Consider the following 23,708-nt stretch of genomic DNA (forward strand, 5'->3'; position numbering starts at 1 on the left):
TTTGCCTACCCCACCGTAAGCAGAAAATATTTCTCGGCTTTTGCTCGATTTCAGAAAGAAATAGCAAAATCTGCTAATCACGGGATTGTTAACGACCGCATTTTTTCATTGATGACCTATATCGCTGGAACAATGATCCATGGGCCCGGGTCCCTCAAGGCCATCGCGACGAGCTGGTGCCTAAGACAGCAGCGCGGGACAGATTTTGACGGCAAATCTTTGCCGTCCTGCCGCTGGGGCAAGACTTGCACGGCCGCCGATAGTCGCAATAGATAGATGACACGCCGGATTTCCCGGGAATACGCGACATCGCTGCAGCGGAGGACGCCTCACCATAGAGAGGCGGTGCAGCATGGAGCAGGCAACGAACGACTGAGGGAGGCTAGAGGTGGCAAAAGCAACAAAGACAACGGCCCCGGCGAAAGCAAAAGCGGCAACCGCTTCAAAACCCGCCGCCGCTGCCGCCAAGCCGAAAGCGCCACCGGCCAAGACCGCCGCCAAGCCTAAGGCAGCCAGCGCGCCGGCGAAGGCAAGCGCCAGGCCGGCAGCGAAACCTGCGACCAAGCCCGCGGCCGCGAAGACAGCACCTTTTGCAAAGCCCGCCGCCAGCCCCGCAGCGAAAACGGCGGCGGCAAAGCCGGCCTCAAAACCGGCGCCGAGCCCGGCCAAAAAACTGCCGAAGACGCTGACAGCGCTTGCCGCAGGCTTGCCTGAAAAGCCGTGGCTCAAAAGCTATTCGAAAGTCGTGCCGGCCGAGATCGGCACCCTGCCCTACAGTTCGATCGGCGACTTCCTGGTCGGCGCCTGCAAACAGTTTTCCGGCCAGCCGGCATTCGTGTGCATGGGCAAGTCGATCTCCTATGCCGAGCTCGAGCGGCACTCGACCGCCTTTGGCGCCTATCTGCAATCGAAGGGCCTGCAGAAGGGCGCCCGCGTGGCGCTGATGATGCCGAATGTGCTGCAATATCCGGTGGCGATGATGGCCGTGCTTCGCGCCGGCTATGTCGTGGTGAACATCAATCCGCTCTACACGCCACGCGAGCTCGAACACCAGCTCAAGGATTCCGGCGCGCAGGCGATCGTCATTCTGGAGAATTTTGCAAGCACCCTGGACGCGGTGATCGCCAGGACTGATGTCAAGCATGTGGTGGTCGCGGCGATGGGCGACATGCTCGGCGGCCTCAAGGGCACGATCGTCAACCTCGTCGTGCGGCGGGTGAAGAAGATGGTGCCGGCCTGGTCGCTGCCCGGCCATGTCAAGTTCAATGCGGCCGTGAAGGCCGGCGCCGGTATCGCCTTCAAGCCAGCCAAGATGGAAGCAAGCGACGTCGCCTTTCTGCAATATACCGGCGGCACCACGGGGATTTCCAAAGGTGCTGTGCTGCTGCACTCCAATGTGCTGTCCAATGTGGCGCAGAACACGCTGTGGCTGCAGGACGCCTACGCGATCAAGCCGAAGCCGGCGCATCTCAACTTCATTTGCGCGCTGCCGCTCTACCATATCTTCGCGCTGACGGTGAACGCGCTGATGGGCATGCAGCAAGGCGCCCAGAACGTGCTCATTCCCAACCCGCGCGATATTCCGGCTTTCGTCAAGGAATTGCAGAAATACCCGGCGCACATTTTCCCCGGTCTCAACACGCTGTTCAACGCGCTGCTCAACAATGAGGACTTCCGCAAGCTCGACTTCAAACCGCTGATCATGACGCTGGGCGGCGGCATGGCGGTGCAGAAGGGCGTTGCCGAGCGCTGGAAGGCGTTGACCGGCAACTCGATCACCGAGGGCTACGGGCTGTCGGAGACCTCGCCCGTGGCCACCGCCAACAAGTTCAGCGACAGCAATTTCACCGGCACGATCGGCCTGCCGCTGCCGTCGACCGAGATCGCCATCCGCGACGACGACGGCAACAATCTGCCGCTGGGCGAGGTCGGCGAGATCTGCATCCGCGGGCCGCAAGTGATGGCCGGTTATTGGAACCGGCCGGATGAGACCGCCAAGGTGATGACCAAGGACGGCTTCTTCAAGTCCGGCGACATGGGCTTCATGGACGAGCGCGGCTACACCAAGATCGTCGACCGCAAGAAGGACATGATCCTGGTCTCAGGCTTCAACGTCTATCCGAACGAACTCGAGGAAGTCGTCGCCCAGCATCCGGGCGTGCTGGAAGTGGCGGCAATCGGCGTGCCGGACGAGCATTCGGGCGAAGTACCAAAATTGTTCGTGGTCAAGAAGGACCCGGCGCTGACCGTCGAGGCACTGACCGCCTATTGCCGCGAGAACCTGACCGGCTACAAGCGGCCGAAATACATAGAGTTCAGGACCGAACTGCCGAAGACGCCGGTGGGCAAGATTTTGCGCCGGGCGCTGCGGGAATAGATTTGAACGACGAGTGTAGTCGCGGTGCAGACGACAATCCGCGTTCCGAGGCGGCGACGTTCATCAAGGCGAACATGCGCCTTGCGCCTGTTCCAGCACTTCCCGAAATCCTGCTCTACACGGCCCATCCGGCCAGTGGCCTGAGGCGGCTTGCCGAGCCGCGCCAAAGTGGCGACGCGGACGATGCAGTCGAGCTCGAAGATGACGCGCAAGAGCCGCAGCCGCCCTACTGGGCTTACGCCTGGGCCGGCGGCGCGGTGCTTGCGCGCTATATACTCGACCATCCGCAAAGCGTGGCCCGCCGCCGCGTGCTCGACCTCGGCGCCGGCTCCGGCCTCGTCGGCATCGCTGCCGCGAAAGCCGGCGCCAGCACGGTGATCGCCGCCGAGATCGATCGCAACGGCGTCGCAGCCATCGGCCTCAATGCCGCCGCCAACGGCGTCGAGATCACCATTGTCGGCAAGGATATCACCACGGGTCCACCGCCGGCGGTCGACCTCGTACTTGCCGGAGACGTGTTTTACAGCCGGGACGTCGCTCTACGGATTATCCCGTTCCTCGACCGCTGCCTGGCAGCCGGCATCGCGGTTCTGGTCGGCGATCCCCGCCGCCATGACCTGCCGCTGTCGCGGCTGCGGTTGCTTGCGGAGTATCCGGTGCCGGATTTCGGCGACGCGAAGGGTGCTGCGATCAAGCCGAGCGGGGTGTTTTCGTTTGAGGCGGAAGAGCGCTGACACCTCTACAAACCAAATCACTCGGAATGGCTGAGTTCGACCCTTTGCAGACTATTCTATGGGAGCTATAGTCCAAGTCATGGGGTATCGGCTCGATATGGAAGCCTCGCTAGCCCCGCTTCACTTTGATCAAAACACCCGCACCTGCACACATCGACCCATCCCTGTTTTCGCAGTTTCGTTCGCCCAGTCGAGGTTCCGGCAATCCCGAGCCTATGACCAACCCCGTCTGGGCATGGGCAATTGAACACCGTCTCAGCGGTTACGGCCTAAACAAGACGTTCAACGGCCCACGTTCAGAAGATGTCGGACCGTGCTGGAGCTTCAGCCGCTACGGGCGCACTGAAACCATGCTGCCCGATGGCCGCCTTGTCAGGATCGGCGGCGAGTATGAAGATCACTATGATGCGGACTTCTACATCTACAATGATGTGATTGTGCGTCATCCAGACGGCCGCATCGAGATTTTCGGCTACTCGGACAACGTGTTCCCACCCACCGATTTTCACACGGCAAATCTCGTCGATGACCGCATTTTTATAGTGGGGAACCTGTCTTATCCAAGTGTGCGTGGCCAAAAGGCGCAAGTGCTCGTTTTGGACGCAACGACCTATGCCATCGATCGCTTTGATACGACTGGTGAAACTCCTCCGTGGATATACAAGCACACGTCGGAACTCGTGGAAGATAGTGGCGCGCTCCTAGTCAGCGGCGGGCATATCTGCGGACCGCGGTGGCCTGCAGTGGTCGAGAACATCGACGATTGGCGACTGGATCTCTATACCGGCCGCTGGGAACGCCTTACGAGGCTGGCCTGGCCACGATTTGCATTCGTTCGAGATGATGGTTGTCAAAATCATCTCTTTTGGCTTCGCCGCCGTCTTTCAGATCGCGCCAGCGGCAGACCGGAGGATAGTAACGGTTTTCGAGCCAGGCACCTTAGCCATCTTGGCCCCAATCCTCGCATGGACTTGCTCGAAACATTGTACACGCCTGACGTGCCTAATTCGAAGACGCCTGAAATCACGGACGAACATGGTGTCCATCGCCTGTGCGTCGAGGGCGTCACCGTGCGCTATGTCGAGGGTTGGCACGATATCCAGCTGACAGTGGAAGGTGTTCTTCCGGACCGGATTGTCGAGATGCTCCGCCTGGATCTGCTGACCAAACTGGCGGCCATCGAAAACACGACCATCAACTGTATCCAGGTGATGGTCTAGTAGGACTGCGGAAGGCGTCCGAAGTCAGGAAGCTCCCCGTCAGATCGTCTCCTTGACGCGCGCCGACAGAAAATCCGGCAGGTCGGCAACCGAATCCAGCACGAAATCGGCGATCGATGACAGCGATTCCCGCGTGCCGGTGCCGGAGAGTACGCCGATCGCCAGTCCGCAGCCGCCGGCCCGCGCCATCTCCAAATCGTGACGGTTGTCGCCGACCATGGCGATCTCGGCCGGCCTCAGCCCGGTCAGGTCGCAAAAGGCGAGGATGGTGTCGGGCGCCGGTTTCGGATTGGCCACCGCGTCATAGCCATAGGCGGCATCGAAGAGCTGGGCGACGCCGAGCGTGACCATGGTCTTTTCCGCACCGGCGGTGGAATCGTTGGTGGCGACGCCGAGTCGGTAGGATCGTTTGTGCAATGCCGTCAGCGCCCCGACGATGCCCGGCAGCGCGACCGCCATCGACGAGCCTTGCACAGAGGTGATCTCGTTGAAGCGGGCGACGGCCAGCATCTGGTCCTCATCGGACAGGCGCGGGAACCACAGTTCGACAACATCCATGTTGGTGCCGGAGGCGAAGATGGAATCCGGCTTGAAACGTTTGTTGACGAAATCGAAGCCCGCCGCTGAAAGCAGCCTGTCGGCCTTCCAGCGATCGCCCTCGGCGGCGTCCATGGCCATGAAATCGGCAATGCTGAGCCAGGTCGCGTTGAAATCGACCAGCGTGCCGTCCTTGTCGAACAATATGCCCTTGATGTCGGCCGGGTTTTTCATGCCGCACCCCGCAATTCCTGGATGCGCGCCACCAGCCCGGCGGTCGATGCGTCGCGCTTGGCGGCGCTCTCCTTGCCTTCGACGACAGGCAACAGGCCGGTCGCCAGTTCCTTGCCGAGTTCGACGCCCCACTGGTCGAAGGAATTGATGTTGAACAAGGTGCCTTCGACGAAGACGCGATGCTCATAGAGCGCAATCAGCCGGCCGAAGGTGCGCGGATCGAGCTTGCGATAAAGGATGGTCACCGACGGACGATTGCCGGAGAAGACGCGGTGCGGAGCGATCTTGTCGACATCGGCAGGCTTCATGCCCTTGGCCAGCATCTGCGTGCGCGCTTCTTCAAGCGTGCGCCCTTTCATCAAAGCTTCCGACTGCGCCAGGCAATTGGCGAGCAAGAGATCGTGCTGATGTTTCAGATCAGGCTCATGGCCGACGGCGGCGGCGAGGAATTCGACCGGGATGAAATCGGTGCCCTGGTGCAGCAGCTGGAAGAAGGCGTGCTGGCCGTTGGTGCCGGGCTCGCCCCAGACCAGCGGTCCGGTTGGCGTCGTCACCGGCGTGCCGTCAAGGGTGACGCCCTTGCCATTCGATTCCATGTCGAGCTGCTGGAGATAGGCCGGCAGCCTGGACAGGCGCTGATCATAAGGGATGACGGCGCGCGCGGGATAACCGCAGATAACGCGATGCCACCAGCCGACCAGTCCCAGCAGCGCCGGCAGGTTCTTCTGCAGGGGGGCTGAGCAGAAGTGCTCGTCCATCTCATGCGCGCCGTCGAGGAAGGCGCGGAAGTTGCGCGGGCCGATGGCGATCATCACCGGCAGGCCGATGGCGCCCCACAGCGAATAGCGGCCGCCGACCCAGTCCCAGAAGCCGAACACGCGATCGGCCTCGATGCCGAACTTGGCGACCAGGTCGAGTGCGGTCGAGACGGCGGCGAAATGCTTGCCGACAGCTTCCTTGCCGAGGGCCTTCTGCACCCATTTGCGCGCCGTCTCGGCATTGGTCATCGTCTCGACCGTGGTGAAGGTCTTCGAGGCGATGATGAAGAGGGTGGTTTCGGCGGACAGGCCCTTCAGCGTGTCGTGGATATGGGCGCCGTCGATGTTGGAGACGTAGTGCGCGCGCGGGCCGTCGTGATAGGGCGCCAGCGCCAGCGTCGCCATGGCCGGGCCGAGATCGGAGCCGCCAATGCCGATGTTGACGATGTCGGTGATCTTCTTGCCGGTGGCGCCGGCGGCCTTGCCCGAGCGAATGGCGTCGGCAAAGGCGCCCATGGCGTCGAGCACGGCAAGCACATCCGCCTTGACGTCCTGGCCGTCGACGGTGACGCCCTTGTCCGAGAGGTTGCGGAGCGCCGTGTGCAGCACGGCGCGGTCCTCGGTGATGTTGATCTTCTTGCCGGAAAACATTGCTGCGCGGCGCCCTTCGAGGTCGGCCGCACCGGCGAGCTTTTCGAGCAGCTCCATGGTGTGCTGGTCGACCGCGCATTTCGACCAGTCGAGCAGAAGGTCGTCGTCGCTGGCCGAGAATGTCTCGAAGCGCTTGGGGTCGGCGGCAAAAGCCTCGCGCATCGTGCCCGATGCCGCCGCGCGCGCAGCACGCAAGGCGACAAGCTGTTTGTCGAAGGAGGAATGATCCACTGCCGGCTCCTGATACTTTTTCATGACATCTTATCAGACCGGATGTTTCCGGCGCGTGTCGCGCTGGAGTTATTGAGCCGAATTCCATTTCTTTCAATGCGTGGGGATGACGCAGTGCAACATAGCGGCCGTGTGGCGCAGTATTGCGGTGGTGCAGCATAACGCGACGACGCTGCGCGTCGCGCGAAGGATCACTGGCATAAATCCCAGCGATCAGAAAAATTGATTGGCGCAACCCCTTGTGCCACGGTTACCTTCCGCTGGTCCAGCCAAGCAAAAAAGTTTGGCCATCGAGGAACATCTCCCATGCCACAGCGTAACGACACGGCCATATGGTCCGGCCTGTTCCGGATTTCGGCGGAATCGGGCCAGACCCTGCAGGCGCAGATTCGCCAGGCGATCGTCGCCGCCATCCTCGACCGGCAGATCGCCGCTTCGATGCCGCTTCCGTCCTGCCGAATCCTGGCCGAAAAACTCGGCGTTGCGCGCGGCACCGTGGTGCTGGCGTTCCAGCAACTGGTCGACCAGGGTTTCTTGGTGGCGCGCGAACGTCGTGGCCATTTCGTCAATCCCGATGTGCTGGCCACCCCCGCCAAGCCGCACCAGAAGGCGCCGGACCAGCAGAACGAGATCGACTGGAAGGCACGCCGGCAGATCGCCGCCAGCGACATGCCGCCTCCGGCCAAGCACGACAACTGGATCAAGTCGTCCTACCCCTTCGTCTACGGCCAGTTCGACCCGGCGCTGTTCCCGACCGCCGAATGGCGCGAGTGCAACCGCATGGCGCTGGCAGTGCTCGAGATCCGTAACTGGGCCTCCGACATGGTCGATCGCGACGATCCGCTCTTGATCGAGCAGATCCAGGCGCGACTGCTGCCGCGGCGCGGCATCTTCGCCAATCCCGATGAGATCATCGTGACGCTCGGCGCGCAGAACGCGCTCTATATGCTGGCGACGCTGCTGATGACCAAGGGCTCGAAGGTGGCGATGGAAGATCCCGGCTACCCCGACGCACGCTCGATCTTCAGGCTTGCGGGCGCCGACATCCAGCCGGTTCCGGTCGACCAGTCCGGCATAGTAACCTCTTCCATTCCCAATGATTCCGGCTTCGTGTTCGTCACGCCCAGCCATCATTGCCCGACCATGGTGCCGCTGTCGGCGGAGCGGCGGCAGGATCTTCTGGCGCGCGCAAACCGCCACAACCAGATCATCATCGAGGACGGCTATGACAGCCAGCTTCTCGACGAGGCGCCGCAGCAGGCGCTGAAGAGCCTCGACCGCTCGGGACGCGTCATCTATGTCGGCTCGATGTCGAAGACGCTGGCTCCGGGCCTGCGGCTTGGCTACATCGTGGCTTCTGCTGGACTAATCGCTGAGCTCCGGGCGCTGCGCCGCTTCATGCTGCGTCACCCGCCGGCCAACAACCAGCGCGCCGTCGCGCTGTTCCTGTCGCTCGGCCATCACGAGGCCCTGGTGCGGCGGCTGTCGTCTGCTTTCGACGAGCGGCGCAAGCGTCTGGTCCATGCGATTTCCGCATTCCTGCCGGAATGGCGCTCGACCGATTCAGCCGGCGGCACATCGCTCTGGCTGGAAGGGCCGCGCGGCACCGATTCGCGCGGACTGGCCGAGGCCGCCGCGTCGCGCAGCGTCATCATCGAGCCCGGCGACCGCTTCTTCGACCGCACCGAAAAGCCGTCGCGTTTCATGCGCTTGGGCATTTCCTCGATCGCGCTGCAGCACATCGAGCCGGGTATTCGCGAACTCGCGACCGCGGCCGGCCGCAGGCCGGCAGCCGCCTGATTTCCTCGTGCCGGGGCCCTGAAGGGCCCCGGTCCCCGACATACTTCCCAGCACTGTTCTTTAGTTCCCTGGCATATGCGACGAGGTCCACTGGCCCATAGGCTGTGCCAATGCTGGCGGCATAGTCGGCGGACAAAGGGGACGAAGCAGGCCGACGGTGGACCAATCACCGCGTCCGGTTTCGCAAGCTAAAGGTGGAGTGCCTCCCATGTCAGTGGCTCTTGAGAAGCAGGATGCAGCTCTTAAGGATACATCGGCCGATCAGCGTTCGCGGCGATCCGGCGGGCGCGAAGCGCGCCGCGCCATGCGGGCGGCGCCGCTGGCCGACGACATCCGGCCGGTGCGCGCCGGCCTCGAAGGCGGCAGCTACGGCCCGCTCAACAGGAGCGACCAGGAGCGCATCCATGAAGCGGTGCTGACGCTCTTGGAAACCGTCGGCTTCGCCAATGCCATTCCCTCCTGTATCGAAGCGCTGACCGGGGTTGGCGCCGTCTATGGCGACGACGGCCGCATCCGCTTCCCGCGCGGCCTGGTGCTGGACACGATCAAGAAAGCGGCGCGGAATTTTACGCTGCACGGCCAGGACCCGAAGCATGACATGCTGATCCAGGGTAAGCGCGTGCATTACGGGACCGCGGGTGCCGCGGTGCATCTGGTCGATGTCGAAAAGCGCGAATACCGCGAGTCGCTGGTGCAGGACATCTATGACGCCGCCCGGCTTGTCGAAGGGCTCGACAACATCCATTTCTTCCAGCGGCCGATGGTGCCGCGCGACATTCCCGATCCGCTCGAAATGGACTTCAACACGCTCTACGCCTGCGTGATGGGAACGTCGAAGCATGTCGGAACCTCATTCACGGTGCGCGAGAACGTGCAGCCGGCGCTGGAAATGCTTTATGCGATCGCCGGCGGCGAGGAGAATTTCCGCGCCCGGCCCTTCGTCTCCAACTCCAACTGCTTCGTCGTGCCGCCGATGAAGTTTGCCGAGGATGCTTGCGGCGTGCTTGAGGCATGTGTCGAAGGCGGCATTCCGATCCTGCTCCTGTCAGCCGGCCAGGCCGGCGCCACCGCCCCGGCGGCGATTGCCGGCGCAGTAGTCCAGGCTGTGGCCGAAGTGCTCGTCGGTCTCATCTATGTCAACGCCATCAAACCGGGGCATCCGGCGATCTTCGGCACTTGGCCGTTCGTTTCCGACCTCAGGACCGGTGCCATGTCGGGCGGCTCGGCCGAGCAGGCGGTGCTGACTTCGGCCTGCGCGCAGATGGCGCAATTCTACGATCTGCCGGGCGGTTCGGCCGCCGGCATGACGGATTCGAAACTGCCCGACATCCAGTCCGGCTATGAAAAGGGCATCACCGATGTGATGGCTGGCCTGGCCGGCCTCAACCTCGTCTATGAATCGGCAGGCATGCATGCCTCGCTGCTCGGCTTCTGCCTGGAAAGCCTGATCATCGACAACGACATGCTGGGCCATTGCCTGCGCTGCGTGCGCGGCATAGAGGTGACCGACGAAGCGCTTTCCATCGACACCATCACCGAAGTCTGCATGAATGGCCCCGGCCATTATCTCGGCAATGAGCAGACGCTGCGGCTGATGCAGACCGAGTATTTCTATCCGGCCGTCGGCGACCGCTTTTCGCCGAAGGAATGGAATGAAAAGGGCCGGCCTGATATCTTGCAACGGGCGATCATCGAGAAGAAGCGCGTGCTTGCCGAGCGCTTCCCCCGCCATGTGCCGAAGCTGCTCGACGACAAACTGCGCGCTCGCTTCGGCGAGATGATCAAGCTGCCGCGCAGCGGCATGGGTTGGTAAGCCTAACCTTACGAAGTCAGTCCGCGCTTAGCCCAAATCGTTCGACGACCTCGGCGCTGATCAATTTGCCATGCAGCGCCATCAGCACGATCTGTGCATCCAGACTGTCGCCGGTTTCAAGCGCTGCTTCGATGCGACGCTCCGCGTCCAGCCGTCGCTCCGGGCCGTTGGCCTGCTCGAACGTTTGCGGCCCGGCGATACAATAGCCGAACAGCTGCGCCACGGACCGATAGCCCTCCGGCGGCGGTTCGTCCGGCCAATGGTCTTTCATCAGATTGACGATGGTGAGCTTGACGCCCTCGGGAACAAGCGCCGGATGAAGGTCGGCACCGCGTAGCGCATTGTCGAGTTCCCGCAAATCACCCGAGCGGCCGAACATGCCGAGGAAACCGAGGGAAGAGCGCCGTTTGGCCATGATGGTCTCATCCCTGTGCAGGACGCTTCGAGGTGACGTATCTGTAGGTCCGGCCTGACCGATACAAGAGCGCCGCCAAGAGAAAAGGCGGCCTGCCCGATGGCAAGCCGCCTTTGATTTTGCCAAGCACTGTTGCTCAGTGATTGTCCCTCGGCACGCCTCTGGTGTGCGCGACGTCCTGATACTTCACCGCCGGCTTCAGAACCATGCCTTCGGAGAACTGGTCGACCATGCCGCGCTGGATCTCCTGCCACGGCGTCTGGTGCTGGGGATAGTGGTAGCCGCCATTGCCCTGCAGCGCGGCGCGCCGCTTGGCGATCTCGTCGTCGCTGACGAGGATGTTGGCAGTGCCTTTGCGTAAGTCTATGCGCACACGATCGCCGGTCTTGAGCAGCGCCAGGCCGCCGCCAATGGCGGCTTCGGGCGAGGCGTTGAGGATCGAAGGCGAGCCCGACGTGCCTGACTGGCGGCCGTCACCAATGCAGGCCAGAGCGTGGATGCCCTTCTTGATGAGATAGGCCGGGGGCTGCATGTTGACGACCTCGGCGCCGCCGGGATAGCCGATCGGGCCGGCGCCGCGCATGAACAGGATGGTGTGCTCATCGATGCCTTGCGCCGGATCGTCGATGCGGGCGTGATAGTCTTCCGGTCCGTCGAAGACCATGGCATTGCCTTCGAAGGCTTCCGGATCCTTGGGGTTGGACAGATAGCGCTCACGGAATTCCAGCGAGATGCCGCTGGTCTTCATGATCGCCGAATCGAACAGATTGCCGCTGAGGTTGATGAAGCCCGCATTGACCTTGAGCGGCTTGTCGACGCTGCGGATGACATCCTGGTTCTCGTTGGCCACGCCGCGGCAATTGTCGCCGATCGCCTTGCCGTTGACGGTGACGGCATCGGGATGCGGCAAAAGCCCGGCCTTCAAAAGCTCGGCAACCACCGCCGGCACGCCACCGGCATGGTGGTAGTCCTCGCCGAGATACTCGCCGGTCGGCTGCAGATTGACGAGCAGCGGCACGTTGAGGCCGATTGTCTGCCAGTCGTCATTGTTGAGCGGCACGCCGAGATGGCGGGCGATCGCATTGAGATGGATCGGCGCGTTGGTCGAGCCGCCGATCGCCGAATTGACGACGATGGCGTTCTCGAAGGCTTTGCGGGTCATGATGTCGGACGGCTTCAGATCCTCATGCACCATCTCGACGATACGCTTGCCAGTCTCGTAGGAAATCTGGCCACGCTCGCGATAAGGCGCCGGAATGGCTGCCGAGCCCGGCAGTTGCATGCCGAGCGCCTCGGCCAGCGAATTCATCGTGGTGGCGGTGCCCATGGTGTTGCAATAGCCGGTGGACGGCGCCGAGGAGGCGACGATGTCCATGAACTCGTCATAGTCTATCTCGCCGGCCGACAGCCGCTGGCGCGATTCCCAGACGATGGTGCCGGACCCCGTGCGCTTGCCCTTGTGCCAGCCATTGAGCATCGGGCCGACCGACAGCGCGATGGCCGGGATGTTGACGGTGGCCGCCGCCATCAAAAGCGCCGGCGTGGTCTTGTCGCAACCGATGGTGAGCACGACTCCGTCGAGCGGGTAGCCATAGAGCACCTCGACCAGGCTGAGATAGGCAAGGTTGCGGTCGAGTGCCGCGGTCGGGCGCTTGCCGGTTTCCTGGATCGGATGGCAAGGGAATTCGAAGGGGATGCCGCCCATCGAGACGATGCCTTCGCGCACGCGCTTGGCCAGTTCGATATGGTGGCGATTACAGGGTGACAGATCCGAACCGGTCTGGGCGATGCCGATCAGCGGCTTGCCCGACATCAGTTCGGCCCGCGTCAGCCCGTAATTCAGGTAGCGCTCGAGATAGAGCGCGGTCATGCCCGGATTGTCGGGATTGTCGAACCACTCCTGCGAGCGAAATTTCTTTTTTCTGGTGGGGGCGCCTGCCATCGTGGTCTCCGTATTTGTAAGACAAATCGATATGGCAACGCGCCTTGGCAGGCAAGAGGTCACACAAGCGCACCCAGACTTTGGTGCGATAGACAGGCGCCGGACCCTGCGTTAGGCCTTTTCGGAGCAACGCGGGAGGGTATCAATGGCTTTGGTGATCGAAGGCGAGGAACGCATTGCCGCCCCCCTGCAGAAAGTCTGGGAAGCGCTGAACGATCCTGACGTGCTGCGGGAAAGCATTCCCGGCTGCCAGAACCTGAAGATGAAATCGCCGACCGAAATGGCGGCGACGGTGGTGGTGAAGATCGGGCCGATCAAGGCGACCTTCAATGGCGAAGTGACGCTGAAGAATTTGAAGCCGCCGCATGCCTATACCATCCAGGGCGAAGGCAAAGGCGGCATTGCCGGCTTCGCCAAGGGCGGCGCCGACGTGACGCTGACGGCCGACGGGCCGGATGCGACGGTGCTGAAATACGCCGCCAAGGCCGATGTCGGCGGCAAGATCGCCCAGCTCGGCAGCCGTCTGATCGAATCGACCTCGAAGAAACTGGCCGGGCAGTTCTTTTCGACATTTGGCGAGAAGGTGGGCGGCTAGCACCCTCCCCCTTGAGGGGAGGGTGCCGCGCGAAAGCGCGGCGGGTGGGGTCGCCTCAGCTGCCTCAGCCTGAATTGAGCTGCCTCGAACTTACAAAGAAATAGCGTCGAGCGCTTCACCGCGGACCCCACCCGGCCCTTCGGGCCACCCTCCCCTCGAGGGGGGGTATCCGCACTACTCAAACACAATGCTCGGCACCGCTGCTTCGGCCGCGCCGCGCTCTTCGTTGACTCGCTCCCAGACCTTCGAAGCGATATCGCGATAGATTTTCGCCTCGGGGCTATCGGGCTTGGATGCCACCACCGGTGCGCCTTCATCCGAGCTTTCGCGGATGCCCATTTCCAGCGGCACTTCGCCAAGGAAGGTCACGCCGAGACGTTCGGCTTCGCGCCGGGCGCCGCCATGGCCGAAAATGTCGTAGCGCTTGCCGGTGTCCGGGGCGACGAAATAGCTCATGTTCTCGACGATTCCGAGCAGCGGCACGTCTACTTTCTTGAACATGTTCAACCCCTTGCGGGCGTCGATCAGCGCCAGATCCTGCGGCGTCGAGACGATGACGGCGCCGGCCAGCGGCACCTGCTGGGCCATGGTCAGCTGGGCGTCGCCGGTGCCGGGCGGCATGTCGACGACGAGCACGTCGAGCCGGCCCCATTCGACTTCGCGCAGCATCTGCGTCAGCGCCGACATCACCATCGGGCCGCGCCAGATCATCGGCGTCTCCTCATCGACGAGAAAACCCATCGACATCACCTTGAGGCCGTAATTCTCCATCGGTTTCAGGATCTTGCCGTCGACCGTCTGCGGCCGGCCATGGATGTTGAGCAGCCTTGGCATGGACGGCCCGTAAATGTCGGCATCGAGCACGCCGACCCGCAGGCCATTGGCGGCGAGCCCGAGCGCGATGTTGACGGCGGTGGTCGACTTGCCGACGCCGCCCTTGCCGGACGCAACCGCGATAATCGCCTCGATGCCGGGCACGCCACGCTTGCCCGAGCTTTGCGAGGCCGGGGCGTGCGGTGCGGGACGCGGCGCGGCGGGCGGAGCCGGCGGTGCCGGTCTGGGTGCGGGGCGCGCCGGAACCGGCGCTTCCATGCCGCCACCCTTCTTCTCCGCCGTCAGCGCGACGACCGCGCCGGCGACGCCGGGAATCGCCTTGACGACGCGCTCGGCGGCGGCGCGCAACGGTTCCATCTCCTGCGCGCGGGCAGCGGGAACGGTGATCGAGAAGAATACTTTCGAATCGGCGATGAAAATCTCCGAAACCATGCCGAGGTCAACGATGTTGCCGGTGAAGTCCGGCCCATTGACCGTCTTCAGACGCTCGGTGACGATTTCCTTGGTGACGGACATCAGGTCTTCCTTATGCAAGCTTGCGCCTGAGATAATGCAGTTTCCCGGCAGAACCAAGTCGTGTCGCAACAGCCGGCGTGCTCTGCCCGGAAATCGACGGGATGGTTGAGGTGCCCAACTGCGTCTGGCGCCGCCGCCCGGCGCCGGTTAGCTTGCGCCAATGATCGACAAGCTGGAATTTTTCATCGCGCTGGCCAAGGAGGAGCATTTCGGCCGGGCGGCGGAGGTGTGCGGCGTCACCCAGCCGACGCTTTCGGCGGCGATCAAGCAGCTGGAGGAGCAGCTCGGCGTCATGCTGGTGCTGCGCGGCTCGCGCTTTCAGGGGCTGACGCCGGAAGGAAAGCAGGTGCTGGCGTGGGCGCGCCGCATCGTCGGCGACAGCCGTGCCATGAAGGAAGAGATGCGGGCGGCGCGCCACGGCCTTTCGGGGCGCATCCGCATCGCGGCGATCCCCACCGCTTTAGCGATGGTGGCGCGGCTGACGACGCCATTCCGGGCAAAGCACCCCGGCGTCACCTTCTCGATCCTGTCGCGCACCTCGATCGAAGTGCTGTCGCTGCTTGGCAATTTCGACGTCGATGCCGGCATCACCTACCTCGACAACGAGCCGCTCGGCCGCGTCACCAGCGTGCCGCTCTATGACGAGCGCTACCAGCTGATCACCGCTGTCGGAAATCCGTACTCCGACCGCGACAAAGTGACGTGGGCCGAACTCAGCCAGCTGCCGCTCTGCCTGCTGACGCCGGACATGCAGAACCGCCGCATCATCGACCAGCATCTGGCCGAGGCCGGCGTCGAGATGCGACCGACGCTGGAATCTAATTCAATGATCGTGCTGTTCTCGCATATAAGGACCGGCAAATGGTCGTCGATCATGCCGCTCAACCTTGCGGAAACATTCGGCTTTTCCGAGCCGATCCGGGCCATCCCGATCGTCGAGCCGGATGCCAGCCACACCGTCGGGCTGGTGGCCGCACCGCGCGAGCCGCACACGCCGCTGGTGCAGGCGCTGCTGGACGAGGCGATGGCGCTGGCAGACGATTTCCGCAACCGCCGCTAGGCTAGACAATGCAGGCTGACGGGTTTCGATAGAAAATTTCTATCAAGCAACGGATCAGCTTTATTGATCTCGGGGGTTTCCTCTGATTTCGTAAGCACTTAGCGCGAGACCGCTATCGACCAGGGAGGGCGCTGCATGACGATGCAGCCTGCAAGTACCGAGATCCAGTCGCGCACGGCCGCGATCATCCAGGAGCTGAAGGACCTCGAGGGTCCACTGCTGCCGATCCTGCACGAGATCCAGGAAGAGTTCGGCCATGTGCCGCAGGCAGCACTCCCGGTTATCGCCGATGGGCTGAACCTCTCCAGGGCAGAAGTGCACGGCGTCGTCACCTTCTATCATGATTTTCGCGCCCGCCCGGCCGGCCGGCACGTGCTCAAGCTCTGCCAGGCGGAGGCTTGCCAGTCGATGGGCTCGGATGCGGTTGCCGCCAAGATCAAGCAGCTGCTCGGCATCGGTTTCCACGAGACCACCCGCGACGGATCGGTTACACTTGAACCTGTCTATTGCCTCGGGCTTTGCGCCTGTTCACCGTCGGCGATGCTGGACGGCGAAGTGATCGGGCGGCTCGATGACGAGAAGATCGAAGAGATCGTCGCGGAGGTACGCTCATGATCCCGCGCATCTACGTTCCAGGTGACTCCGGCGCGCTGGCGCTCGGCGCCGAAAAGGTCGCCAAGGCGATTCGCGCTGAACTCGCCGAACGCGGCATCGAGGCCAAGATCGTGCGCAACGGCTCGCGCGGCGCCTATTTCCTCGAACCGATGGTCGAGGTCGCGACCGCCGAGGGCCGCGTCGCTTACGGGCCGGTGAAGCCTTCCGATGTCAAGAGCCTGTTCGACAGCGGCTTCCTCAAGGGTGGCCATCACAAGCGCTGGCTGGGCGCGCCTGACAAAATCCCGTTCCTGGCCAAGCAGACGCGCCTGACCTTCGCGCGTTGCGGCATCAACGACCCGCTGTCGCTCGACGCCTACAAGTCGCTCGGCGGACTGAAGGGCCTGCAGAACGCGGTGGCTATGGCGCCGCTCGACATCGTCAAGCAGGTCACCGAATCGGGTTTGCGCGGTCGTGGCGGTGCTGGTTTCCCGACCGGCATCAAGTGGAAGACGGTGCTTGATACCGCCGGTGAACGCAAATACATCGTCTGCAACGCCGACGAAGGCGACAGCGCCACCTTTGCCGACCGCATGATCATGGAGGGCGACCCCTTCGTGCTCATCGAAGGCATGACGATTGCCGGCATCGCCACCGGCGCGACCAAGGGCTTCGTCTATATCCGCTCGGAATATCCGCATGCGGTGGCTGTCATGAACAAGGCTGTCGAGGTCGCCCGCAAGGCAGGCGTGCTGGGCGTCAACGTGCTGGGTTCGCCCAACGCCTTCGACATGGAAATCCGGGTCGGCGCCGGCGCCTATGTCTGCGGTGAGGAAACCTCGCTGCTGAACAGCCTTGAAGGCAAGCGCGGTGTGGTGCGCGCCAAGCCACCACTGCCGGCGATCCAAGGATTGTTCGGCAAGCCGACGGTGATCAACAATGTCATCTCGCTGGCTTCCGTGCCGATCATCATGGACAAGGGTGCCGCCTATTACAAGGATTTCGGCATGGGCCGCTCGCGCGGTACGATCCCGATACAGATCGCCGGCAACGTCAAGCATGGCGGCCTGTTCGAGACGGCGTTCGGCCTGACGCTTGGCGAGATCGTCGACGATATCGGCGGCGGTACGGCCACCGGTCGTCCGGTGAAGGCGGTGCAGGTCGGCGGCCCGCTCGGCGCATATTTCCCGCGTTCGCTGTTCGACACGCCGTTCGACTACGAAGAATTCGCCAAGCGGGACGGACTGATCGGTCATGCCGGCCTCACCGTGTTCGACGACACCGCCGACATGCTGAAGCAGGCGCGGTTCGCCATGGAATTCTGTGCCATCGAAAGCTGCGGCAAGTGCACGCCCTGCCGCATCGGCTCGACACGCGGGGTGGAGACCATCGACAGGCTTGCCGCCGGCATCGAGCCGGAAAAGAACCTGGCTCTGGTCACCGATCTCTGCAACACGATGAAGTTCGGATCGCTCTGCGCGCTGGGGGGCTTCACGCCCTACCCGGTGATGAGTTCGATCACCCATTTCCCCGAAGATTTCAAGCCCGCGCCGACGCGCGTGGCTGCTGAATAGGAGCTGGCAGATGAATATCAAGGCCGACTTCCCGACACTCATCGAAGAACTCGACTACGGAACCCCGGAATCGAAGGCGCAGAAGCAGGTCACGCTGGTCGTCGACGGCCGCAGTATCAGCGTGCCGGAGGGTACGTCGATCATGCGCGCGGCGATGGAAGGCGGGGTCGAGATCCCAAAACTCTGCGCCACGGACATGTTGGACTCGTTCGGCTCCTGCCGCGTCTGCCTGGTTGAGATCGAAGGGCGCGGCGGCACGCCGGCATCCTGCACGACGCCGGTCGGCGAAGGCATGGTGGTGCGCACGCAATCCGAGCGGCTCGACGCCATCCGCCGCGGTGTCATGGAGCTTTACGTCTCCGACCATCCGACCGGCTGGAACGAGAAGGCCGGTACCGGCGCCAGCGAGTTCGACGTTGTGGCGAAGTCGGTCGGCCTGACCGAGAACCGCTTCGGCATCGAGGGCCGCAACCACGTCAAGCCGGAAAACGGCGTGGCGCCCGGCCATGGCTCGCTGGCGGTCGACTACATCGCCCGCGATGAGTCCAACCCCTATTTCACCTATGATCCGGCGCAATGTATCGTCTGCTCGCGCTGCGTGCGGGCCTGCGAGGAGGTGCAAGGCACCTTCGCGCTGACGATCGAGGGCCGCGGTTTCGAATCGCGCATGGTCGCCGGCATGCATGAGGATTTCATCGCCTCCGAATGCGTGTCCTGCGGCGCCTGCGTGCAGGCCTGTCCGACCGATGCGCTGCGTGAAAAGACCGTGCTTGAGAAAGGCATGCCCGAGCGTTCCGCCGTCACCACCTGTGCCTATTGCGGCGTCGGCTGCTCTTTCAAGGCCGAAGTGAAGGGCGACGAAGTCATTCGCATGATGCCCTACAAGGACGGCAAGGCGAACCACGGCCACTCCTGCGTGAAGGGCCGTTTCGCCTATGGCTACGCGACCCACAAGGACCGCATCCTGTCGCCGATGATCCGGGAAAAGGTCAGCGATCCCTGGCGCGAGGTGAGCTGGGAAGAGGCGATTGCCCACACCGCCAAGGAATTCCGCCGTATCCAATATCAGTACGGACGCACCTCGATCGGCGGTATTACGTCCTCGCGCTGCACGAACGAGGAGACCTATCTGGTGCAGAAGCTGGTGCGCCAGGGCTTCCGCAACAACAATGTCGACACCTGCGCCCGCGTCTGCCACTCGCCGACCGGCTACGGCCTCGGCCAGACCTATGGCACCTCGGCCGGCACCCAGGATTTCGATTCCGTCGAGTTCACCGATGTTGCCGTCATCATCGGCGCAAATCCGGTTTCCGCCCATCCCGTGTTTGCTTCGCGGCTGAAGAAGCGGCTGCGGCAGGGCGCCAAGCTGATCGTGCTCGATCCGCGCCGTACCGAAATGGTCAAGTCGGCGCGTGTCGAGGCCGACTACCACCTGCCGCTGAAGCCGGGCACCAACGTGGCGGTGCTGACATCGCTGGCGCATGTCATCGTCACCGAAGGGCTTTTCGACGAAGCCTTCATCCGCGAACGCTGCGACTGGACGGAGTTCCAGGACTGGGCCTCCTTCGTCGCTTTGCCGGAGAACAGCCCCGAGACCGTCGGCAAGCTGTCCGGTGTCGACCCGGAGCTGATCCGGGGTGCTGCGCGGCTCTATGCCAAGGGCGGCAACGGCGCGATTTACTATGGCCTCGGCGTCACCGAACACAGCCAGGGTTCGACCACAGTTATGGCTATCGCCAACCTTGCGATGGCGACCGGCAATATCGGCCGCCCGGGCGTCGGCGTGAATCCGCTTCGCGGCCAGAACAATGTGCAGGGCTCATGCGACATGGGCTCATTCCCGCATGAGCTGCCGGGCTACCGCCACATCTCCGGCGAGGCGGTGCGCGACATCTACGAGACTTTGTGGGGCGTGAAGCTCGACGACGAACCGGGCCTGCGCATCCCCAACATGCTGGATGCTGCGGTCGACGGCTCCTTCAAGGGCATCTACATCCAGGGCGAGGACATCCTGCAGTCCGACCCTGATACCAAACATGTCGCGGCCGGCCTGGCGGCGATGGAATGCGTGGTCGTGCACGACCTGTTCCTCAACGAGACAGCGAACTACGCGCATGTCTTCCTGCCGGGCTCGACCTTCCTGGAGAAGGACGGCACCTTCACCAATGCCGAGCGCCGCATCAACATGGTGCGCAAGGTGCTGGAGCCGAAGGCGCGCTATGCCGACTGGGAAGCGACGCAGGAGCTTGCCCGTGCGATCGGGCTTGACTGGAACTACCAGCATCCCTCCGAGATCATGGACGAGATCGCCAAGACGACGCCAAGCTTCGCCGGCGTGTCCTTCGATCTGCTCGACCGTGTCGGATCGGTGCAATGGCCCTGCAACGAGAAGGCCCCGCTCGGCACGCCGATCATGCATATCGACGGCTTCGTGCGCGGCAAGGGCAAGTTCATCCGCACCGAATATGTGGCGACCGACGAGCGGACCGGGCCGCGTTTCCCGTTGCTGCTGACCACCGGCCGCATCCTCAGCCAGTACAATGTCGGTGCCCAGACCAGGCGCACCGAAAACGTCATGTGGCACTCGGAAGACCGGCTGGAGATCCATCCGCACGATGCCGAGAACCGCGGCCTGCGCGATGGCGACTGGGTGCGATTGACCAGCCGTTCGGGCGAGACGACGCTGCGTGCGTTGATCACCGACCGCGTGTCGCCGGGTGTGGTCTACACGACGTTCCACCATCCGGACACGCAGGCCAACGTCATCACCACCGACTTCTCCGACTGGGCGACCAATTGTCCGGAGTACAAGGTGACCGCGGTGCAGGTTGGCGCGTCGAACGGGCCGTCGGAATGGCAGCGCGAATATGACGAGCAGGCGCGCAACAGCCGCCGCATCGCTCGGCTGCAGGCGGCCGAGTAGTCTTGGCCGCGCGCCGCAAAGCGACGACGCAGACCTCGCGGCTGGCGCACCGCGCCAGCGGCACGACCTCGGCCAACCGAATGGTGCCGGAGGAGACGCCGGTGGCGTTCTCGTTCGCCGGCACCACCCATGCGGTGATGATGGCGAGCCCGGCCGATTTCGAGGATTTCGCGCTCGGCTTCTCGCTGACCGAAGGCATCATCGCAGATCCCCAGGAGATCGAGGCGATCGAGGTCGAGGACCATGGCGCCGGCATCGACATCCAGATCCGGCTGAAGGATCAGGCCAACACCCGCTTCGAGGCGCGGCGCCGGCGCTTGGCCGGGCCGGTCGGCTGCGGGCTGTGCGGCATCGAATCCATCGAGGAAGCGATGCGCTCGGTCGACAAGGTTGGTGCGTCAAAACTTACGCTTGCGACTGACGATATCGTTCGCTCGGTCAGGCTGTTGTCCAAGGTGCAGCCACTGCATTCGGAAACCGGCGCCGTGCATGCCGCGGGCTTCTATGTACCGGGCAAAGGCGTCGTCATGGCGCGCGAGGATGTCGGCCGCCACAATGCCCTGGACAAGCTGGCCGGCGCGCTGGCCAAGGCCGGCATCGGCGGCGCCACCGGCGCTGTTGTCGTGACCAGCCGCGTTTCGGTCGAGATGGTGCAGAAAACGGCGGCCATCGGCTCGGCTTTCATCATGGCCGTCTCTGCGCCGACAGCACTTGCCATCCGCACAGCGGAAGAGGCAGGAATGACGCTGGTGGCGCTGGTGCGCGGCGACGATTTCGATGTTTTCACCCACCCGGAACGGGTGGTCTTGGGAGTTGCCCAGCATGTCGCATGACGAAGACCACATCACGAGCACCAGGGAAAAGCTGGTGCGGATGGCCAATCAGATCGCCGCCTTCTTCCATTCAAGGCCGCGCGAGGAAGGCTTGGCGGGTGTGGCCGAGCACATCAACAAGTTCTGGGAGCCCAGGATGCGCCGCCAGCTCTTTGAGCTGTTGGACAGCGGCGACGAAAATTTCGACGAGCTCGTCGTCGAGGCCTCGGCTAGGATCAAGCGGCCAAAGACCGAGGAGCAGGCCGATATGAGCATAGGCTACGTCCAGCCCACGGGTGCAGAGAGCGCCGCTCCCCAGAAATAGGCTGTCCCGAGAAGGGGCCGGGCGAAAGCGGTTCGGACCGCAAGGCTGTATTCCTGTTTTCTAAAGTTTGACTGCCGCATCCGGCAGGCGTCTGCTATGGTCAGCGATCAGATATCGTCTGGCCGGGCGGGATGAAGTCGTGAGGCCGATCGAGACGCGATATGCCCTCAGCGGCGACGTGCGGATCGCCTATCAGGTGGTCGGCCAGGGATCGTTCGACCTGGTTTTCGTGCCCGGCTTCATTTCCAATCTCGACCTGCATTGGGAAGACGAGGGTTATACCAGGCTGTTGAAACGGCTCTCGGCGTTCTCGCGGCTGATCCTGTTCGACAAGCGCGGCACCGGCCTGTCCGACCGCGTCGACCCACGCCATCTGCCCAGCTTGGAGACCCGCATGGACGATGTGCGCGCGGTCATGGATGCCACCGGCAGCGGCCGTGCCGCCCTGCTCGGCGCCTCGGAAGGCGCGCCGCTGGCAATGCTGTTTGCCGCCACTTATCCGGAACGGACGCGGGCGCTGGCGCTCTATGGCGGCTATGCGCATTTCCACAAATGGGTGATGCCGCCGGACCGCCTGGAGGCCTTCATCGCGACGGCCGGCACCGAGTGGGGCACCGGCGCCACTTTGCCCAACTTCGCGCCGGGCCGGGTCGATGACCCGCATTTCACCCAGTGGTGGGCGCGCTTCGAACGGCTGTCGGCCAGCCCGACGGCAGCGGCGGCCCTGGCCCGGATGAATGCTGACATCGACGTGCGCGATGTGCTTTCGGCGATCGGCGCACCGACGCTGCTCATCCATCGCCGCAACGATGTGCGGGTCGACCCCGCTGCCAGCCGCTTCCTGTCGAAAAAGATCGCGAATGCGCGACTGGTCGAAATCCCCGGCCGCGATCACCCGATCTGGACCGGCGATGTCGACCGGGTGGCCGACCTGATCGAAGAGTTCCTGACCGGCGAGCGCGCCGTGGCCGAAGCGGAACGCGTGCTTGCCGCTCTTCTGGCGACACGTATCTACGACACGGCGCGGGTGGGCGACCGCATGTGGAACGAACGCAGCCAGCGCTTCCAGGAGACCTGGCGGCAGCTGGTCGGCCGTCATGGCGGACGCATCGCCGGCATCCAGGGCGAGTTGATGATCTCGCGCTTCGACGGGCCGGCGCGGGCCATACGCTGCGCGGCGGCGCTGCGCGATGCGGCGCAGCATATGGGCATTGCAAGCGCCCAGGGCGCGCATGTCGGCGAGGTCGAAATGCGCGGACCGCCGGTCGGGCTGATGGCCCGGGTGACGATGCAGATCGCCGCCCATGCCGGGCGCGGCGATATTCTGGCGTCGCAGCTGGTCGCCGACCTGGCGGCTGGTTCCGGTCTGCATTTCATCGATGCCGGGCGTGTCACGGTGGACGAGCTGGACGAGCCGCTGGCGCTGGTCCAGGCGACGTCGGAACAGCATCTCGAGCCGGCCTGTCGTCACAAGGCCAGGCCTGCCGAGCCGGCTCAACTGACGGCGCGCGAAAGCGAGGTGGTTGGCCTGATCGCCGACGGCAAGAGTAATGCCGCAATCGCTGCCGAGTTGAGGCTGAGCGAGCATACGGTCAAGCGTCATGTGGCCAACATATTGCTGAAGCTCGACCTGCCGTCACGGGCGGCGGCAGCTGCATTTTCCGCCAGGCACACTGGCCCGGACGGGCCATAGCAGCCATGGCGCTTTCGGGCGAAGCGGCCAAGGCAGCCTCGGCGCTACCAATTCTCTCCATGCAGCCCAG

General features: G+C 63.5%; 18 protein-coding genes. 13 read left to right on the forward strand and 5 right to left on the reverse strand.

Annotated features, from left to right (window positions below; translation table 11 throughout):
- Nucleotides 1–388 precede the first annotated feature (388 nt).
- The 3 genes from AC04SH_RS09110 (at nt 389) to AC04SH_RS09120 (ending at nt 4,331) form a co-directional block, all read left to right on the forward strand.
- The gene (locus AC04SH_RS09110; RefSeq protein WP_477233583.1) at nt 389–2,377 is read left to right on the forward strand and encodes a long-chain fatty acid--CoA ligase; all 1,989 of its coding nucleotides are present in this window, start codon (nt 389–391) and stop codon (nt 2,375–2,377) included.
- Nucleotides 2,378–2,451: 74 nt separating this feature from the next.
- Entirely contained in the window at nt 2,452–3,111 is a 660-nt protein-coding gene (locus AC04SH_RS09115) for a class I SAM-dependent methyltransferase (RefSeq protein ID WP_488574911.1), read from the forward strand.
- Between the two features lie 215 nt (nt 3,112–3,326).
- Complete coding sequence (locus AC04SH_RS09120; protein WP_488574758.1) at nt 3,327–4,331, forward strand: Kelch repeat-containing protein; 1,005 nt, start codon at nt 3,327–3,329, stop codon at nt 4,329–4,331.
- 39 nt (nt 4,332–4,370) lie between these two features.
- Here AC04SH_RS09120 and AC04SH_RS09125 read toward each other — a convergent pair whose 3' ends face one another.
- Both AC04SH_RS09125 and pgi read right to left on the reverse strand, forming a co-directional pair.
- Nucleotides 4,371–5,102 (reverse strand): HAD family hydrolase, encoded by a 732-nt coding sequence (locus AC04SH_RS09125; protein WP_488574759.1) that lies wholly within the window; start codon nt 5,100–5,102, stop codon nt 4,371–4,373.
- Entirely contained in the window at nt 5,099–6,742 is a 1,644-nt protein-coding gene (gene pgi, locus AC04SH_RS09130) for a glucose-6-phosphate isomerase (protein ID WP_488574912.1), read from the reverse strand. The genes AC04SH_RS09125 and pgi overlap by 4 nt, the downstream gene beginning before the upstream one ends.
- 306 nt (nt 6,743–7,048) lie before the next feature.
- On the opposite strand from pgi, the gene pdxR reads away from it, so the two are divergent.
- Both pdxR and AC04SH_RS09140 read left to right on the forward strand, forming a co-directional pair.
- The gene (gene pdxR, locus AC04SH_RS09135) at nt 7,049–8,542 is read left to right on the forward strand and encodes a MocR-like pyridoxine biosynthesis transcription factor PdxR (protein WP_112560664.1); all 1,494 of its coding nucleotides are present in this window, start codon (nt 7,049–7,051) and stop codon (nt 8,540–8,542) included.
- A gap of 208 nt (nt 8,543–8,750) precedes the next feature.
- Nucleotides 8,751–10,355, forward strand: a complete 1,605-nt coding sequence (locus AC04SH_RS09140; protein ID WP_488574760.1) for a trimethylamine methyltransferase family protein — start codon at nt 8,751–8,753, stop codon at nt 10,353–10,355.
- Nucleotides 10,356–10,371: 16 nt separating this feature from the next.
- On the opposite strand, the gene AC04SH_RS09145 is transcribed toward AC04SH_RS09140, so the two are convergent.
- Both AC04SH_RS09145 and AC04SH_RS09150 read right to left on the reverse strand, forming a co-directional pair.
- Nucleotides 10,372–10,770 carry a hypothetical protein gene (locus AC04SH_RS09145; protein WP_488574761.1) on the reverse strand — a complete coding sequence of 133 codons (399 nt, stop codon included), beginning with the start codon at nt 10,768–10,770 and terminating at the stop codon, nt 10,372–10,374.
- Nucleotides 10,771–10,906: 136 nt separating this feature from the next.
- On the reverse strand, nt 10,907–12,712 hold the full coding sequence (locus tag AC04SH_RS09150) for an IlvD/Edd family dehydratase (RefSeq protein ID WP_488574762.1): 1,806 nt from the start codon (nt 12,710–12,712) through the stop codon (nt 10,907–10,909).
- Nucleotides 12,713–12,857: 145 nt separating this feature from the next.
- Between AC04SH_RS09150 and AC04SH_RS09155 the strand changes: the two genes are divergently transcribed.
- Nucleotides 12,858–13,307: an SRPBCC family protein gene (locus tag AC04SH_RS09155; protein WP_488574763.1), complete on the forward strand. Its 450-nt coding sequence runs from the start codon at nt 12,858–12,860 to the stop codon at nt 13,305–13,307.
- 174 nt (nt 13,308–13,481) lie between these two features.
- Here the strand turns inward: AC04SH_RS09155 and AC04SH_RS09160 are convergent, their stop codons facing one another.
- Nucleotides 13,482–14,660: an Mrp/NBP35 family ATP-binding protein gene (locus tag AC04SH_RS09160; protein ID WP_488574913.1), complete on the reverse strand. Its 1,179-nt coding sequence runs from the start codon at nt 14,658–14,660 to the stop codon at nt 13,482–13,484.
- 157 nt (nt 14,661–14,817) lie between these two features.
- Between AC04SH_RS09160 and AC04SH_RS09165 the strand changes: the two genes are divergently transcribed.
- The 7 genes from AC04SH_RS09165 (at nt 14,818) to AC04SH_RS09195 (ending at nt 23,638) form a co-directional block, all read left to right on the forward strand.
- Nucleotides 14,818–15,717 (forward strand): LysR family transcriptional regulator, encoded by a 900-nt coding sequence (locus tag AC04SH_RS09165; RefSeq protein ID WP_477233576.1) that lies wholly within the window; start codon nt 14,818–14,820, stop codon nt 15,715–15,717.
- Nucleotides 15,718–15,852: 135 nt separating this feature from the next.
- Complete coding sequence (locus AC04SH_RS09170) at nt 15,853–16,332, forward strand: formate dehydrogenase subunit gamma (RefSeq protein WP_477233575.1); 480 nt, start codon at nt 15,853–15,855, stop codon at nt 16,330–16,332.
- Nucleotides 16,329–17,885, forward strand: a complete 1,557-nt coding sequence (locus tag AC04SH_RS09175) for a formate dehydrogenase beta subunit (RefSeq protein WP_477233574.1) — start codon at nt 16,329–16,331, stop codon at nt 17,883–17,885. Before AC04SH_RS09170 ends, AC04SH_RS09175 begins: the two co-directional genes overlap by 4 nt.
- A 10-nt stretch (nt 17,886–17,895) precedes the next feature.
- The gene (gene fdhF, locus AC04SH_RS09180; protein WP_488574764.1) at nt 17,896–20,808 is read left to right on the forward strand and encodes a formate dehydrogenase subunit alpha; all 2,913 of its coding nucleotides are present in this window, start codon (nt 17,896–17,898) and stop codon (nt 20,806–20,808) included.
- Nucleotides 20,809–20,810: 2 nt separating this feature from the next.
- The gene (fdhD, locus tag AC04SH_RS09185; RefSeq protein ID WP_488574765.1) at nt 20,811–21,641 is read left to right on the forward strand and encodes a formate dehydrogenase accessory sulfurtransferase FdhD; all 831 of its coding nucleotides are present in this window, start codon (nt 20,811–20,813) and stop codon (nt 21,639–21,641) included.
- Entirely contained in the window at nt 21,631–21,945 is a 315-nt protein-coding gene (locus AC04SH_RS09190; protein WP_488574766.1) for a formate dehydrogenase subunit delta, read from the forward strand. The genes fdhD and AC04SH_RS09190 overlap by 11 nt, the downstream gene beginning before the upstream one ends.
- Nucleotides 21,946–22,084: 139 nt before the next feature.
- A complete protein-coding gene (locus AC04SH_RS09195; RefSeq protein ID WP_488574767.1) occupies nt 22,085–23,638 on the forward strand; it encodes an alpha/beta fold hydrolase in 1,554 nt (517 codons plus the stop codon).
- Nucleotides 23,639–23,708: the final 70 nt, after the last annotated feature.

This window comes from Mesorhizobium sp. CNPSo 4688, from assembly GCF_057784295.1.

Excerpts from the sequence above, each read along its gene's own strand:
- AC04SH_RS09115 (WP_488574911.1), top strand. The coding sequence starts at position 2,452 with ATGCGCCTTGCGCCTGTTCCAGCACTTCCCGAAATCCTGCTCTACACG.
- AC04SH_RS09120 (WP_488574758.1), top strand. The coding sequence starts at position 3,327 with ATGACCAACCCCGTCTGGGCATGGGCAATTGAACACCGTCTCAGCGGT.
- AC04SH_RS09125 (WP_488574759.1), bottom strand. The coding sequence starts at position 5,102 with ATGAAAAACCCGGCCGACATCAAGGGCATATTGTTCGACAAGGACGGC.
- pdxR (WP_112560664.1), top strand. The coding sequence starts at position 7,049 with ATGCCACAGCGTAACGACACGGCCATATGGTCCGGCCTGTTCCGGATT.
- AC04SH_RS09140 (WP_488574760.1), top strand. The coding sequence starts at position 8,751 with ATGTCAGTGGCTCTTGAGAAGCAGGATGCAGCTCTTAAGGATACATCG.
- AC04SH_RS09145 (WP_488574761.1), bottom strand. The coding sequence starts at position 10,770 with ATGGCCAAACGGCGCTCTTCCCTCGGTTTCCTCGGCATGTTCGGCCGC.
- AC04SH_RS09150 (WP_488574762.1), bottom strand. The coding sequence starts at position 12,712 with ATGGCAGGCGCCCCCACCAGAAAAAAGAAATTTCGCTCGCAGGAGTGG.
- AC04SH_RS09155 (WP_488574763.1), top strand. The coding sequence starts at position 12,858 with ATGGCTTTGGTGATCGAAGGCGAGGAACGCATTGCCGCCCCCCTGCAG.
- AC04SH_RS09165 (WP_477233576.1), top strand. The coding sequence starts at position 14,818 with ATGATCGACAAGCTGGAATTTTTCATCGCGCTGGCCAAGGAGGAGCAT.
- AC04SH_RS09170 (WP_477233575.1), top strand. The coding sequence starts at position 15,853 with ATGACGATGCAGCCTGCAAGTACCGAGATCCAGTCGCGCACGGCCGCG.
- AC04SH_RS09175 (WP_477233574.1), top strand. The coding sequence starts at position 16,329 with ATGATCCCGCGCATCTACGTTCCAGGTGACTCCGGCGCGCTGGCGCTC.
- fdhF (WP_488574764.1), top strand. The coding sequence starts at position 17,896 with ATGAATATCAAGGCCGACTTCCCGACACTCATCGAAGAACTCGACTAC.
- AC04SH_RS09190 (WP_488574766.1), top strand. The coding sequence starts at position 21,631 with ATGTCGCATGACGAAGACCACATCACGAGCACCAGGGAAAAGCTGGTG.